Consider the following 14,757-nt stretch of genomic DNA (forward strand, 5'->3'; position numbering starts at 1 on the left):
AACACTGAAAACGCCGCACAAAAGCCGCGCGTTCCTTGTCACCCAAAACTAAAAGGGCCAGCAGACTAGCACACAACACCGTGCCTTGATGAGCGCACCGACATACCTATCTACTGCCGAACACGCCCCTGCGCTGCCCATGCTGGTGATTCCACTCACCACCTCAGGGGTTGTGCCAATGAGTACGCCGAATACCCGCGATGCCGCGCCCACGCTTGATCAGATTCACGCCCACTTGCTGGAGATTGACCCCACCCTGCGCGGCCAGAGCAAACGCCCCGTTACCTTGCCGGCGGAGTACGCCACGCTGCAACAGCTCAACACCGACCTCAAGCGTATCAACGCTACGTTTATGAGCCAGGCGCGTGCCCTGTATCAGGATGTGATCCCACCGGACCTGAACAGCCGCCTCAAGGCGCTGGATGAAACCAGCGCCGTCGCAGGGCAGAGCCGTAAGACTTATCTGACCTTCACCGCCGGCATCAACGCGCTGGAACTGGAAACCCGGCTCAACGTCAGTGACAACCTGCTGTCCCCCGCCGACCAGCAGATGCTGGAAAACTGCTCGCTGGGGCCAACCTTCCGCCCCGGCATGTACGCCCTGGCCTTCACCTACCAGGAACAGACCGTCATATTCGCCGGTGCGTTTGTGCTGACGCGCCAGGCCAACCCCGTCGTCGACAGCCTGCCAGCAGCGCCCCCCGTGGGGCCGGTCTTGTTGTTCACGCCCGCGCGGGGTCTGGAAGCCTTCGACTCGCTGCACGACCTGGACCAAGGCCTGCAATCTGCGATGGCGCTCGCCACCGGGCGGGCTGAGTTCAATCGTCACCTGCCTGTGCGCTACCAACACCTGGATACCGTTGATATATGGCCACTGACCTTACTTCCGATCCAGGACAAACCGCTGTTCGAACACGTCTACCAAGCGCTGCTCGACAAACGTGAACAGGACATCAATTACGCCCTGAGCCATGCAGACACCACACACATCAAGGAGCACCTCGACAACGCCATCCAAGCCGCGTTGCCCGACCTGACATTGCGCCTGGACTTTCGCGCACAGCGACTGCTTGAGCGCGACCTGTTCTACGCCCTGCCCGACTGGTACCGCAGCGCCAGCAAGCCGCTTCGCGACACCCTCGACCAACACCTGCGCAACTACAACCAGGCGCGCGAGGCGTTCATGAATCTGTTCGGCCCGGCAGCAACGCCCCAGGCCCTCGCCCGGCACCAATGGGCCGAGAAACTGGCCGATGAACTGGACATCCACGACCTCGACCCGGACCTGCTGCACATCACAACCCGGCGCACAGTGCCGCCGGTCGGCACCTACGAGCAGCAGCGTTCACTGGTGGAACTGGCCTTGCGCGGCCTGCACACCGGCGACAGCGCGCCGGGCTCAGCCTTCCTTGAACACAGCACCTTGAGCTACGCCGGCGCCCCGCTCGATACGGCTTATGCCCGACTCACCCCGCAAGTGCTGATCACCCTGCTGCAAGACCTGCAACCACGCCTGGACTTTGCCGACACACAAAAAACCGTGCTGGGCACCCCGCAGATCAAACAGGCGGCCCGCACGTTTTTCGATCAGCGCCTGGTCGCCTTGGCCTACATTGCCCAGCTGCAAGGCCACCTCAGTCCGGACGATGTGCAGCTGTTTGCAGACCTGCGCGAAAATCCCCGCCCGCAGCTCTGCGCACAAACCGTGCTGCTGCACGGCGCTCAACTGCGAGACCTGTGGCTGCTGCGCGAAGATGATGCCCACGGCCAGGTCAAACGCCTATTGCTGTGCACCCCTGACGCCCCCAGCGCACAACAGTTCTTCGCCTTCAGCAGCCTGCGCGAATGCCAGACCCATATCATCGGTTGGCTGGATCAACCCCAGACGATGAGCAATTACGTACTGCAACAAGTGCCGCTGCGCTTCCGCCCGAAAATGAGCACCTTCATCCAGGCGATCAGCCTGCGCCCCGATGCCGAAGAACACCACGAGGTGACCTTCGGCAAACCCTGCAGCCACGCCGATTGCCTGAACGCGATGGCCGCACACCGCCTGGCGCTGCAACTGGATGATTACAGTTTCAGCTCACCCTCCTGGTTTCGTAACGCCTCCCTGGCAGACAGAACCCGGCTGATCACCCTGGCGGATAACATCGAGGGTGCCCTGCGCACCTACAATGCCAGACCCGATGCCGAAGCCAATTTCCCGAGCTTCGACAGCTATTTGCGCGATAAAGCCAGGCTCAGCCTGAACAGACTGCTGGGACGCTCCAAAAATGACATCGACCCGGACAGCGTCTTCGCCTACTCGCCACGGACATTGCTCGGTGCGCCGCCAACACCACTGTCCTACACCACCCTGTACCGCGACGGCTATGCAGACGGCATCGGCTTTCTCGACGAGAAGTTTTCCAGATCCGCGGTCTTTCGCGGCCCCAAGGGCGTAGATCTGAGCCCGCTGACCGCACAGAACGTTGCCCGCTCGGTCACCGGCGTATGGGTCGGTGAACGCTATATCAATGAAGTGCGCCAGCGCCTGCAATCCAGCGACAGCCCCGGTTATCACGAACGACGCAGTGCGGTGCTGGCGATTCACCAATTGCAGATGCAGAGTGCCGCGCTGGAGGCCCGACTCAAGGGGCATATCGCCAGTGTCGACCTGAGCTGGCTCAACCAGGCCATCGACAGCTTGTCGGATACCCGCAGCACCACGCGCAATACCTACAAAGTCCACCGCTTGTTTATCGACGGTGATTGGGTGATGGGCAACTACCTGTTCAGCCACGCCGACTATCCCGTGTTGTTGTACACGCCCAACGCACCGGACGGCGTCAACTTTCGCGAAGCGAAGCTGTTCAACTACCTGCTGAAAAAAGTCGAAGGCATGCCCGGCTATTGGTGCTCTCGTGTGTCGTTGCAGTCGCTGCGCAGAGTGCACCTGTTTCTGGAGAACGCCCGCAACGGCCTGCCGGATGACATCGACCGCACCACCCCAAGCCCGGCTCGGCACGACTCGATAAGCCGCGTCACGCCGCTGCTCGATCTGCGCCACGAGCTATACAACATGAGCTTGCAGCGCACCATCGATGACGTGCACGGCACGACGGTCAATCGCACCCAAATGATTACCGGCATCCTGTGGACCTGTATCGAGTGGGTAACGGCCATTGCAACGATGCCATTCCCCTTGCTGAGCTTGACCTTGGGCGGCCTGCTGGCATTCAAGGACGCCATGCTGGCCCTCAACGCCTATCACCAGAACGACATGGCAGCCGCGATTGAGCACTACGTCGGCTTCCTGGCCAATGCTATGGGGGCCGTGCTGTTCGATTTGCGCCCACTGCTCAAAAGCAGCTTCAAACCCCTGCGTGCCGTCATCCAGACCAGTTCACACGCCGTCGGCAGTGCGCCGCTCAAGCAACTGGATGCGATCAACCCCGAAGGCATGCAATCCATCCTGTTTGATGGGCAGCCACTGTGGGCATCGCAGACTCCCGACGCCTTGGGCCGTTACTTGCTGTATCGCCACGACCCGCTGACCGGCCAGCTCCATTCGACCGCACGCCTGGTCAGCCAGAACAGTGATGGGCAGTGGGTGCGTTTCAGCGTCCCCGGGGGTGGGCGCAAGCAATACGAAAAGCTGCTGGCGGATGAAAGCAGCCCGTTGGAGGCCTTCGACGTAGCGCCCGATCAGGCCAAGACCTTCCGCACCCTGCTCGACCCAGGCTTCAAAACACACATGCAAAGCCGGGGGCAGGACGCGGCGGCGGCCCAAGGCAACGCGTTTATCGAAGTGCAACCACTGCGCACGGCCTATGAACAAAACGTCGCACGCTTGAGCGAAGACGCCGACGCGTTCTACCAGGCGTTACCGGCCCCGGCGCCGAAAAGCGCACTGCCCGCACTGGCGAGCAACGCAGCCCACAGCGACATTCTCAAGAGCCTGTTCAGCCGCAACAAGCGCTTGATTATCGGAGCCGTCGACAACTCCATCGCCAGTAAACAGCTGTTGATCGAACAACTGCCAGGCCTGGCGGAACAGGGACTCAAGCGGGTGTACATCGAGAACCTGCCCCGCGACCTGTTCCATCGCAAGTTGAAAATCCTCAACAACCAGCTCAGCGGCAACAAAGCCCACGCCCTGCAACAGATCGAGCGGCATCTGGCGCAGGTGGACGAGGCCTTGGGGTTCGCAGCGGATGCGCCGTTCACGTACCGCAAGCTGCTGCTCGAAACCCAGCGCCTGAACATCGCCATCGACGGCCTGGACGCTGCAGTTTCATACCATATGGGCCACGTGCTGGCCCTGGGCGAAGGCGCGCGTTTTGTGCCGCGCAGCAGCAAGCTGCGCAATTTCTACTCTCACACCGCTATCGAGTTCAACCTGAAACACAACCCGGACGAAGGTTGGCTGGCGTTGGTCGAGACCAACCGCCTGGGCCGTTACGAGCGCATTGCCGGGCTGGCGGAGTTGCAACAGGCGCCAGCGCTGCGCGTTCACGACGTGGCGCCTGGGGAGCCGACCGGCCTGTGGCCCGACACACACAGCAGCGCCCAGTCCCGAGGTGACTACGCCCTATCCATTGCAACAACCCATGGGGCACTGCGCGCACCGAGCAGCCTCACGCCAGCATCGGGCACCGTCTCCCATTACGCGGCGTTCGACATCCCGGCAGCGATGCGCGCGAACATCGACCAGATGCGCCTGGAGCGGCGTGGCCTGGACTCGCGTTACTCCCACGCCCAGCCAGAGAATGCCAGGGCAATGAACACCTTCATCGAGACCCGCCAGCGCCTGTACGCCACTGCCAAAGCGCATTTCGCCGACCTCACCTTGCCCCAACGCAGAGCCTTGGGCGAGCTGACCAGCGCAAGAAACGAGAGCGTGTTGTTTGAACGGCTGTTCAAACAGCGCAATGGGCTGGTCATCGGCGAGGCCCATTCCGCGCAATCCAGCAAGCGCCTGCTGATCCAGTACTTCAAGCACCTGAAAAAGCTGGGGGTCAAGACGCTGTACCTCGAGCATTTGTTGACCGATCTGCATCAGGAAGCCCTGGAAACCTACTACCGCACCTCGAAGATGCCGTCGATCCTGGAGAACTACCTCCGGCAGTTGGACCGAGGCCAGATGCCCCTTTACGAGGGCACGGACACCTACACTCACCTGGTCAAGAAAGCCAACAAATACGGGATACGCGTACGAGCGCTGGACTGTACGGCCACCTATTACGTCAAAGGTCTGAATGGCGATTTGCCGCGCCTTCAAATGTTCAGCTACTTCGCCAACGAGGTGATCAAGGCCGACCAACTCGCCCAAGGGCCACACAAGTGGGTCGCGTTCGTGGGCAGTACCCACACCGATACGTACCTGGGCGTGCCGGGCCTCGCCACGCTGCAGGATGCCGTCAGCCTGCATGTGCGCGACAGCGCCCCGGAACTGGCCAGGCCGTTGCACCAGGGGGCGTGGGAATCGTTCGAGGAAGGTAAGGACGTGGCGTTGCGCAGTGACTTCACGCTCTACGTCGGTATTCCTGGGCGAAGAGTGCCAAGCGTGCCGGCGCCGCCGGACCGCAGCAGACTCACAACACCCGGGCATTTCATCGTCGAGCGCCGAACCTCCACCGAGATCAACCTTGTGCACATGTCCCGTGGCAATGAGATTGTCAGCACCCCCATTCAAATCAACGACAAGGGCCAGTTCTTCATCGAGCGCTGGCCAGAACAGCGTCATCAGCGCTTTTTCTATTTATCGCAACTGGTCGATATGCTCAAAACCCCTCCGCCCGGAGGTGTTGGCCTGAAGCACGTCGGCTAAACCCCATGAGCCACTGACCCAATTCTCCCGCAACCACTCATCGGCGCCCTGCGTCGATGAGCCGAAATAGCATTTCAGATTCAGGTTTTGCCGCCGATAACCCGCTACACCTCGGCTGGCTCAAACAACAACATCAACCAGCAAACAGACATCACTCTTGCGGAGCATTCGATGAACAGCTGGTTCGGTAACATCAGCGTCAACCTCAAACTCGGCCTGGGCTTCGGCCTGGTACTGGTCCTCACTTCGATCCTGGCCCTGACCGGCTGGACCAGCCTGGGCGGCCTGATCGACCGCAGCAACTGGATGAGCGATATCACCCAGCTCAATGCCTCGCTGACCAAGCTGCGCATCGTGCGCCTGCAATACATGCTGGCCAACGGTGACGAAGCCGTGGCACAAACCGTACAGACCAACCTGGACGCGTTCGCTGCCCAGCAACAAAAGCTGCTGGACAGCTTCAAGAGCCCGGATAACCTCAAGCTGCTCAACGAGCAGAAAAGCGTCATCACCGCCTACCAGCAATCCTTGAACAAAATGCGCGAGGCCTACCGTAACGGCAACGCCGCGCGCCAGGTCATGGGTGACAAGGCCGACATCGCCAACGCCCAGATCAATGCCCTGGACACCAGCGTGCAGCAGATGGCCGACAGTCCGGAGCGTTTCGTCCAGTACCAGGCACTGACCCAGGCCAAGGAAGAGTTCCAGCTCGCCCGTTATGAAGTGCGTGGCTACACCGGCAACGTCAACGCCGAAACCGAAGCCCGCGCCGCCGCACAAATCGAAAAAGCCATCAGTGGCTTGAAAAAGCTCAGCGCCGTCTTTGGTGCCGAACAGCAAACCGCACTGGCTTCGCTTGAAACCGCCCTTGGCGCCTACCGCACCGCCGTACAAAGCTACAAGGCCGCCAACGCCAACATCGTCAGCGCTCGCGCAGAAATGACCACCCAAGGTGCCGACATCGTCACCATCAGCGACAAGCTCTACGACATCCAGCTTGAGCGCCGCGACGCCGAAAGCGCCCAGGCCCGCAGCCTGCAATTGATCAGCACCTTGCTGGCCCTGCTGGTCGGGGTTATCGCCGCACTGGTCATCACCCGCCAGATCACCCGCCCACTGCAGGAAACCCTGGCCGTGGTCGAGCGCATCGCTTCCGGCGACTTGAGCCACAACATCCAGGTCACCCGCCGCGACGAACTGGGCGTGCTGCAACAAGGCATCCAGCGCATGGGCACGACCCTGCGCGAGCTGATCAGCGGTATCCGCGACGGTGTGACACAAATCGCCAGCGCCGCCGAAGAACTGTCGGCCGTGACCGAACAAACCAGCGCCGGGGTGAACAGCCAGAAGATCGAGACCGATCAGGTTGCCACCGCAATGCATGAAATGACCGCCACCGTGCAGGAAGTCGCGCGCAACGCTGAACAAGCCTCCCAAGCCGCCTCCGACGCCGACGGCCAAGCCCGCGAAGGCGACAAGGTGGTGGGTGAAGCGATCGCCCAGATCGAGCGCCTGGCCGCCGAAGTGGCACGTTCCACCGACGCCATGGCGCACCTGCAACAAGAGAGCAACAAGATCGGCAGCGTGATGGACGTGATCAAGGCCGTGGCCGAGCAGACCAACCTGCTGGCACTCAACGCCGCGATTGAAGCCGCGCGTGCCGGTGAAGCCGGTCGTGGGTTTGCCGTGGTCGCCGATGAAGTGCGGGGCCTGGCCCAGCGCACACAGAAATCCACCGAGGAAATCGAAGGCCTGGTCGCCGGTTTGCAGAACGGCACCCAGCAAGTGGCCAATGTGATGAACAACAGCCGCAGCCTCACCGACAGCAGCGTCGAGCTGACGCGCAAGGCCGGTGTGTCCCTGGAAAACATCACCCGCACGGTGTCGAACATCCAGTCGATGAACCAACAGATTGCCGCCGCCGCCGAACAGCAGAGTGCCGTGGCAGAAGAGATCAGCCGCAGTATCGTGAACGTGCGTGATGTCTCGGAACAGACGGCTACGGCGAGTGACGAGACGGCGAAATCGAGTGTTGAATTGGCGCGTTTGGGTAGCCAGTTGCAGCAGATGGTCAGCCATTTCCGGGTGTAGGAAACCAAAAAGCCGCCTCGGCCTGAACCGAGGCGGCTCCACTTCTCAGACCTTAACGGTCATCGAAGCTGTCCCGCAGGAACTTCCAGACGTGATAAGCACGCAGGCAGTTCACTACGAGGTTCCACGTACGTCGTGCAAACCTAGACATACTCGGCCCTCCGTGAGTTGGGCCTTACCTCCAGCGCACTTACCGGAACATGTGAGCCTTCGGATGCAAGCCAATGCTCCTGTGAGGCGGCTGGGTTTATGGTCCTCCCGCATGAATCCGGCACGGATTACTAGCCCGTGGCGATCGGTCCAAAATTTGCGCGCGAACCCAGTCCCCCTCCTCACGATGTACATAGAACGAGGACGATGCTAGCTCAGCGATCTACGCTAAGGTGTTACAGGCAACAATTCTCCCGATCCAAAGTTGTTGCTTTTTTTGCAGTGGAAACCACTTTTTGTCGGGTCTTGCATAAAGTTTTGAGCGACAGTAGCATCGCTGACAAGCCAATGCTCCTGTGAGACATCAAACCCAGCCACTAACTGGGATTGCAAAAAACCGCCCTCCCAAGGCGGTTTTTTATTGCCTGCGATTTACCCCTCGCCCTCCTCAACAAACACCACCCGATTCCCAAACGGGTCCTTGATGCTCATCTCCCGCGAGCCCCACGGTGTTGGCTCAACCTCAGGCTTGGCATAGCGATAGTCCTTGCCCTGCAACTGCTGCTGATAGGCGTCCACGCCTTGTGCCTGAATTCGCACCGCTGCGCCCGGCGAGGCGTCACCATGATGCTCGGTCAGGTGCAACACACATTCCCCCAGTGACACTTGCAGATACAGCGGAAAATTCGCCTCGAAACGATGCTGCCAATCCACCTTGAACCCCAGGAACTCGACGTAGAACTCCAACGCCTTGGCCTCGTCGAAAATCCGCAAAATGGGGATGACTTTTCCTAAGTGCATGGCAACCGCTCCGTGTATGAAAAGCCCCCACTATAGAGACGAAAAACCACAACGCAAATCGCCATTGCGCGCCAGGAACCGGCCGGCGTGTTGGCCATTGGCCTGCCCCTCGCAGTAACTCAACACGCCGTTGACCCACACCCCGTCAATGCCCTGCGCCGCCCGTTGCGGGTCCTTGAAATCGGCCACATCACGCACGCGCAACGGGTCGAACAGCACCAGGTCGGCCCAGTGCCCTTGGCGAATTTCGCCACGCTCGGCCAAGCCAAACCGCGCCGCCGACAAGCCGGTCATCTTGTGCACCGCCGTGTGCAGCGGGAACAGCCCCACATCCCGGCTGAAATGCCCGAGCACCCGCGCAAACGCGCCCCACAACCGTGGGTGGGGGAACGGGTCTTCCGGCAACCCATCCGAGCCCACCATGGACAATGGATGCGCGAGGATGCGGCGCACATCCGCCTCGTCCATCCCGTAGTACACCGCCCCCGCCGGTTGCAGGCGACGTGCAGCATCCATCAGCGAAACGTCCCACTCGGCGGCGATGTCCTGCAAATCACGCCCGCCCAACTCGGGGTGCGGCGTCGACCACGTGATGGTGATACGAAACGCGTCGGTGACTTGCTTCAGATCCAGGGTCGAAGAACTCGCCGCATAGGGGTAACAATCACAGCCCACCGGGTGGGTTTTCGCCGCCGACTCCAGCGCGGCCAACAGCTGCGGACTGCGCCCCCAATTACCCGCTCCGGCACATTTGAGGTGAGAAATGATCACCGGAACCTTGGCGTGCCGGCCGATCAGGAACGCCTCGTCCATGGCCTCCAGTACCGGCTCGAATTCACTGCGCAAATGGGTGGTGTACACCGCGCCGAACGCCGTCAGTTCTTCACTCAGTTGCAACACTTCATCGGTCTCGGCGCTAAACGCACTGGCGTAGGCCAGGCCTGTGGATAAACCGAGGGCGCCGGCCGCGAGGCTGTCTTGCAATTGCTCGCGCATGGCGGTGATTTCGTCCGGCGTGGCGGTGCGATGCAGATCGTCCATATGGTTGCTGCGCAACGCCGTGTGGCCGATCAACGCCGCGACATTGACCGCTGGATGAGCACTTTCCACGGCCGTGCGGTAATCGGCAAACCGTGGATAAGTGAACGCCTCACGCGTGCCCAGCAAATTCATCGGGTCCGGTGGGTCACCGCGCAAACTCACTGGCGAGGCGCTAATGCCACAGTTGCCGACAATCACCGTGGTCACCCCCTGGCTCAGCTTGGGCAGCATCTGCGGCTGGCGGATCACCATGGTGTCGTCGTGGGTGTGCACGTCGATAAACCCCGGCGCCAGCACGCGCCCCGTGGCGTCGATCTGATCCGTGGCCGTTGCCTGCGACAAATCACCGATCGCCGCGATGCGCCCCTCCCACAGTCCCACATCGGCGATGTACCCGGGGGTGTTGCTGCCATCAATGATCAGCGCCTGGCGAATCAACGTGTCGTACTTCATATCAGTCTCCAAGCGGCAGGCTGTCGGGGCCGCCGCGGTATTCGTCGAGGGCCAGCTTGATGCGGCGCAGGCGCTCGCGGTTGTCGTCCGGCTGGGCCAGTGCCAGCTCGGTGGCGAGCAGGTCGATGGCCAGCAGCATGCCGTAGCGCGCCGCCGTGGGTTTGTAGATAAAACTGGTTTCGGCCGGTTGCAGCGGCAGCAGGACATCCGCCAACTGCGCCAAGGGTGAGTCGGCCAAGGTGATGGCGATGACGCGTGCATCGTAATTGCGCGCCAGTGCCACCACGTCCAGCAGCTCAGGCGTGCGGCCGGTCAAGGAACACACAATCAACGCGTGATCCGAGCCCAGGGTCGCCGCCGTGACCCGCATCATCACCGGGTCATGGCAGGCGGCAATCGGATAGCCCAGGCGCACCAGGCGCACCTGCAATTCGTCGCTGCACAGGCTCGACGGGCCGCCCATGCCAAACGCGTGGACCATCCGTGCCTTGCCCAGCAGGCTGACCGCATCGGCAAACCCTGCCTGGTTGAACCCCGACAAGTGCTGGCGCAAAGTCGCCTCGATGTCGCCAAGAATCTGCCGATGAAACGCCGACTGCTCAGGCTTGCCCGCCGGGTCCAGAAAACGGCTGCCCACCCCACTGGCCTGGGCCAATTGCAGGCGCAGGTCACGCAAATCGCGACAGCCCACGCTGCGCGCAAACCGCGACAGTGTGGCCGTACTGACCTCGGCCCGCTGGGACAACGCTTCCAGGCTGGCCGACGCGGCAAACCCCACGTCGTCGAGCAGCAGCCTGGCGATACGCCCTTCACCGGCGCTGAAGGAATCCTGGCGGGCACGGATCTGGTAGAGGATGTCCATGGAATCTCCGGGTTACAGAAGGCAGGACAGACCATAGGTGAGACCGAAGGCGACCACTGAAATCAAGGTCTCCAGCACGGTCCAGGTCTTGAAGGTCTGGATTACCGTCATATTGAAGTATTCCTTGATCAGCCAGAAGCCGCCGTCATTGACGTGGGAAAAGATCACCGAACCCGCACCAGTGGCCAACACCAGCAATTCCGGGTGTGGATAACCCAGGCCCATGGCCACCGGCGCCACCACGCCGGAAGCGGTAGTCATGGCGACCGTCGCCGAGCCGGTGGCGATGCGCATCAACGCCGCGAACAGCCAGCCCATCACCAGCGGCGACAGCTGAAACGCGTGGGCCAGCCCCAGGATTTCATTGGTCACGCCCGCATCCACCAGGATGCGGTTCAAGCCGCCGCCCGCGCCCACCAGCAAGGTGATGCTCGCCGTCGGCGCCAGGCATTCGTTGGTGAACTTGAGGATCGACTCGCGGTTAAACCCCTGGGCGATGCCCAAGGTCCAGAAACTCACCAAGGTCGCCAGCAGCAGCGCAATCACCGAGTTGCCGATAAACAACAGGAACTGGTTGAAACCGCTGCCCGGCGTCGAGATCACGTTGGCCCAACCACCGATCATCATCAGCACCACCGGCAGCAGGATCGTGCCCATGGTCAGCGCAAAACTGGGCAGGCGGGTACGCGGCTCGCGCTCGATGAACTGGCGTTCCAGCGGGTTTTGCGCCGGCAGGTGAATGCGCGGCACGATGAATTTGGCGTACACGGGGCCGGCGATGATCGCCGTGGGAATACCGATCAAAATCGCATACAGCACGGTCTGCCCCACCGACGCGTTATACGCCAGCACCGCCATCATCGCCGCCGGGTGCGGTGGCACCAAGGCATGCACCACCGACAAACCGGCGACCATCGGCAAACCGACCATCAGGATCGACACGCCCACGCGTCGCGCCACGGTAAAGGCGATCGGCACCAGCAACACAAAACCGACCTCGAAAAACAGCGGCAGCCCCACCAGGAACGCGATGCAGACCATCGCCCAATGCGCGTTGCGCTCGCCGAACCGATTGATCAGGGTACGCGCTACCTGCTCGGCGCCGCCGGACTCGGCCATCATCTTGCCGAGCATGGTGCCCAGCGCCACGACCAAGGCGATGTGCCCCAGGGTCTTGCCGACGCCCGCTTCATACGAACCCATGATGGTGTCCGCCGGCATCCCGGCCAGCAGCGCCAGGCCAATGGACACCAGGGTGATGACGATAAACGGGTTGAGTCGGTAGCGTGCAATCAGCACGATCAAAGCGATGATGGCGATGGCAGCGTATGCCAATAGCCCCAAGCCCGGTAATGCGGCCATGCGGTACTCCTCGGAAAGGGTCACGTCGAATAGGTTGTGAAAGTCATAAATCATTACCGATGAGTGTTTTCAATTTTTATGAAAGTAATTTTCGCCCACAGACAAGCACTGTCGCCTGGGGATATGCCCGACAGCTGTGGATGAAAATTCGGGGGGTGTTCTTACATGAAGATCAGAGGATGTCGGAAACTCAAGCGTCGTCGTCGAGTCCTACAATGCGCAATCACTCACGCTCAGGAAACACGACCATGACTCGTACATCCCTAGCCATCGGCGCCCTGCTCCTCGTCCTGTGCGGCGCGGCCTCGGCTGCCGAAAACGCGGCGTTGCAAAAATGCATGGACGGCGCCAACACCACCGCCGACATGGTCAATTGCAACGCCAAGGAAACCAAGGTGCAGGACAAGCGCCTGAACGCGGCCTACAAGACCGCCCTCGCCGCCCAGGAAGGCGCACGCAAACAGCAACTGCAAGACGTGCAGCGCCTGTGGATAAAATACCGCGATGCCAATTGCGCCTTCGCCGGCTCAGCCACCGGAGGCAGCATCGATCAGGTCAACGGCTCCGGCTGCGTACTGGACATGACCCAGACCCGCGCCCAGGAACTGGAAAACCTGGTCGGACCCTGACCCTGTAGGAATAAGCTCCCTCGCCACAAGGTTCCACCATCAGTCGTGATGCACCTTGGCGCGTTTGAGCAGCTTCTTGCAGCGCTCCGACAAATGCAGCACCCGCAGGTGCTTGCCGGCCTTGGCATACCGCTCGCGCAAGGTCATCAGCGCGGCAATCGCTGAATAATCGACAAAGCTCAGGTGCCGGCAATCCAGCGTCACCTGCGCCGGGTCGCCCGCCGGGTCGAACTGGTTCAAGAACGGCGTGGTCGAGGCGAAGAACAAGGTGCCGTGCACCCGATAGAGCTTGCTGCCATCGGCCTCCAGATGCGTATCGGCGTACAACTCGCGGGCCTGTTGCCAGGCGAAGTTCAGCGCCGCAATCACGATCCCGCACAGCACGGCGGTGGCCAGGTCGGTGAACACGGTGATCACCGTCACTGCCAGGATCACCAGCACATCGTTGAGCGGCACCTTGTTGATCACCCGCAAGGACGCCCAGGCGAAGGTCTGCTGGGACACCACAAACATCACCCCGACCAGCGCCGCCAGCGGAATGCGCTCGATAAACGGCGACAGGAACAGGATAAACAACAGGATCATCACCCCGGCAAACACCCCGGAAAAACGCCCGCGCCCGCCGGAGCTGAGGTTGATCACGGTTTGCCCGATCATCGCGCAACCCCCCATGCCGCCGAACACGCCCGAGACCATATTCGCCGCGCCCAGGGCCACGCTTTCGCGATCAGGGTAGCCACGGGTCTCGGTGATTTCGTCGGTGAGGTTAAGGGTGAGCAGGGTTTCCAGCAGGCCGACCATGGCCATCAGGAACGCGTACGGCGCGATGATGCCAAGGGTTTCCAGGGTCCAGGGGACCTGCGGCAGCGCAAACGTCGGCAGGCCGCCGGCGATGTGGGCCATATCGCCCAGGGTGCGGGTCGGCAGGCCAAGCAGGTACACCGCCAGGCCCACTCCAAGGATCGCCACCAGCGCCGGCGGCACTGCGCGGGTGATGCGCGGCAGCAGGTAGACGATGGCCATGGTCACCAGCACCAGGCCGATCATCACGTACAGCGGCCTGCCGCCGAGCCAGTGTTCACCGCTCTTGAAATGCTCCAGTTGCGCCAATGCAATGATGATCGCCAGGCCGTTGACGAACCCCAGCATCACCGGGTGCGGCACCATGCGCACCAGCTTGCCCAGGCGCAACAGGCCAAAGGCGATCATGATCAACCCGCCCAGCAGCACCGTGGCCAGCAGGTACTCCACACCGTGTTGCACCACCAGCGCGACGATCACCACCGCCATCGACCCTGCCGCACCCGAGACCATGCCGGGACGACCGCCGAACAGCGCCGTGAGCGTGCAGATGATAAAGGCGCCGTAGAGCCCCATCAGCGGGTTGAGATGGGCCACCAGGGCAAAGGCGATGCATTCGGGCAGCAGCGCGAAAGACGTGGTGAGGCCGGCCAGGGCATCGGCGCGCAGACGGGTGAGGTTCATGAAGTACCAGGGTAAGGCGGGAATAAGGCGGGCGATGGTACGCAATTGCCGGGGGGTGGGGCTAGTCT

Annotated in this window: 7 protein-coding genes and 2 pseudogenes; 4 read left to right on the plus strand and 5 right to left on the minus strand. The window is 61.6% G+C overall.

All coding sequences use genetic code 11. The features are described from left to right. Window positions 1-178 precede the first annotated feature (178 nt). From AC3ISR_RS23725 to AC3ISR_RS23735, 3 genes and pseudogenes are all read left to right on the plus strand, one after another. Window positions 179-5,815: a membrane-targeted effector domain-containing toxin gene (locus AC3ISR_RS23725; protein WP_463984447.1), complete on the plus strand. Its 5,637-nt coding sequence runs from the start codon at window positions 179-181 to the stop codon at window positions 5,813-5,815. 171 nt (window positions 5,816-5,986) lie between these two features. Further along, window positions 5,987-7,051, plus strand: a pseudogene (locus tag AC3ISR_RS23730) (methyl-accepting chemotaxis protein); the annotation flags it as partial. A 258-nt stretch (window positions 7,052-7,309) separates the two neighbouring features. Then, window positions 7,310-7,906 (plus strand): annotated as a pseudogene (locus AC3ISR_RS23735) (methyl-accepting chemotaxis protein); the annotation flags it as partial. A gap of 582 nt (window positions 7,907-8,488) precedes the next feature. Here AC3ISR_RS23735 and AC3ISR_RS23740 read toward each other — a convergent pair. The 4 genes from AC3ISR_RS23740 to AC3ISR_RS23755 are packed head-to-tail and all read right to left on the minus strand — an operon-like array spanning window position 8,489 to window position 12,629. Continuing rightward, the gene (locus AC3ISR_RS23740; protein ID WP_192300614.1) at window positions 8,489-8,857 is read right to left on the minus strand and encodes a glyoxalase superfamily protein; all 369 of its coding nucleotides are present in this window, start codon (window positions 8,855-8,857) and stop codon (window positions 8,489-8,491) included. Between the two features lie 30 nt (window positions 8,858-8,887). After that, on the minus strand, window positions 8,888-10,351 hold the full coding sequence (locus tag AC3ISR_RS23745) for an N-acyl-D-amino-acid deacylase family protein (RefSeq protein WP_463984448.1): 1,464 nt from the start codon (window positions 10,349-10,351) through the stop codon (window positions 8,888-8,890). 1 nt (window position 10,352) lies between these two features. Further along, on the minus strand, window positions 10,353-11,213 hold the full coding sequence (locus AC3ISR_RS23750) for a MurR/RpiR family transcriptional regulator (protein WP_192300616.1): 861 nt from the start codon (window positions 11,211-11,213) through the stop codon (window positions 10,353-10,355). 12 nt (window positions 11,214-11,225) lie between these two features. Then, entirely contained in the window at window positions 11,226-12,629 is a 1,404-nt protein-coding gene (locus AC3ISR_RS23755; protein WP_463984449.1) for a GntT/GntP/DsdX family permease, read from the minus strand. 194 nt (window positions 12,630-12,823) lie between these two features. Here AC3ISR_RS23755 and AC3ISR_RS23760 point away from each other — a divergent pair, with 194 nt between their 5' ends. Then, window positions 12,824-13,204, plus strand: a complete 381-nt coding sequence (locus AC3ISR_RS23760) for a lysozyme inhibitor LprI family protein (protein WP_463984450.1) — start codon at window positions 12,824-12,826, stop codon at window positions 13,202-13,204. Between the two features lie 39 nt (window positions 13,205-13,243). Here the strand turns inward: AC3ISR_RS23760 and AC3ISR_RS23765 are convergent, their stop codons facing one another. Then, the gene (locus AC3ISR_RS23765; protein ID WP_463984451.1) at window positions 13,244-14,689 is read right to left on the minus strand and encodes a SulP family inorganic anion transporter; all 1,446 of its coding nucleotides are present in this window, start codon (window positions 14,687-14,689) and stop codon (window positions 13,244-13,246) included. Between the last annotated feature and the right edge of the window lie 68 nt (window positions 14,690-14,757).

The sequence above is a fragment of the Pseudomonas sp. GL_117 genome (assembly GCF_057835125.1).

Excerpts from the sequence above, each read along its gene's own strand:
- AC3ISR_RS23725 (WP_463984447.1), top strand. The coding sequence starts at position 179 with ATGAGTACGCCGAATACCCGCGATGCCGCGCCCACGCTTGATCAGATT.
- AC3ISR_RS23740 (WP_192300614.1), bottom strand. The coding sequence starts at position 8,857 with ATGCACTTAGGAAAAGTCATCCCCATTTTGCGGATTTTCGACGAGGCC.
- AC3ISR_RS23745 (WP_463984448.1), bottom strand. The coding sequence starts at position 10,351 with ATGAAGTACGACACGTTGATTCGCCAGGCGCTGATCATTGATGGCAGC.
- AC3ISR_RS23750 (WP_192300616.1), bottom strand. The coding sequence starts at position 11,213 with ATGGACATCCTCTACCAGATCCGTGCCCGCCAGGATTCCTTCAGCGCC.
- AC3ISR_RS23755 (WP_463984449.1), bottom strand. The coding sequence starts at position 12,629 with ATGATTTATGACTTTCACAACCTATTCGACGTGACCCTTTCCGAGGAG.
- AC3ISR_RS23760 (WP_463984450.1), top strand. The coding sequence starts at position 12,824 with ATGACTCGTACATCCCTAGCCATCGGCGCCCTGCTCCTCGTCCTGTGC.
- AC3ISR_RS23765 (WP_463984451.1), bottom strand. The coding sequence starts at position 14,689 with ATGAACCTCACCCGTCTGCGCGCCGATGCCCTGGCCGGCCTCACCACG.